Here is a 580-nt window from a genome sequence, read left to right as displayed (position 1 = left end):
AAGGCTAGAAATGACCGAGAAAATCAAAGGAAACCTCAAAGCAAAACCACTGCGAAGGGTGTGGATTCCAAAACCTGGTAGGGATGAAAAAAGCTGGAATAGGAATTCCCACAATCCAAGATAGAGCAAGGCAAGCCTTGGTTAAGTCGGCACTTGAGCCCGAATGGGAGTCAAGATTTGAGGGCACTAGCTATGGGTTCCGTCCCGGACGGTCAGCCCAGGACGCAATTGGTAGAATTTACACTGCCATAAATCAAGGACAATACTATGTACTTGATGCAGATATAGCGAAATGCTCTTACCGTGAACCATGATTATCTACTGTCCAAAATTCATTGTCCAAGCTGCCTAAAAAGAGACCTGAAACAATGGCTCAAAGCAGGCGTGCTAGATAACGGTGTATTTGAGGATACAGAAGCAGGGACACCCCAGGGAGGGGTAATAAGTCCAATACTCGCCAACATCGCACTGTTGGGAGTAGAAAGGCTAGTTAAAGGAATGTATCCAAATAAAGGCACAGCCACTCAGGTGAACCTTATAAGATATGCCGATGATTTTGTGGTCATCTCCAAAGACCTAG

2 protein-coding genes and 1 pseudogene are annotated in these 580 nt (G+C 45.3%); all 3 read left to right on the top strand.

Annotated elements, in window-relative coordinates:
* Window positions 1-124: pseudogene (locus P5674_RS25670) on the top strand (HNH endonuclease); the annotation flags it as partial.
* Complete coding sequence (locus P5674_RS25665; RefSeq protein ID WP_014275007.1) at window positions 84-314, top strand: reverse transcriptase domain-containing protein; 231 nt, start codon at window positions 84-86, stop codon at window positions 312-314. The pseudogene P5674_RS25670 and the gene P5674_RS25665, both read left to right, overlap by 41 nt.
* A partial coding sequence (locus P5674_RS25660; protein WP_315670471.1) for a reverse transcriptase domain-containing protein occupies window positions 304-580 on the top strand: 277 nt, incomplete at its 3' end. The genes P5674_RS25665 and P5674_RS25660, both read left to right, overlap by 11 nt.

Source organism: Limnospira sp. PMC 289.06 (genome assembly GCF_032350395.1).
GTDB lineage: Bacteria > Cyanobacteriota > Cyanobacteriia > Cyanobacteriales > Microcoleaceae > Limnospira > Limnospira platensis.
This window is presented reverse-complemented; position numbering and strand designations above follow the sequence as displayed.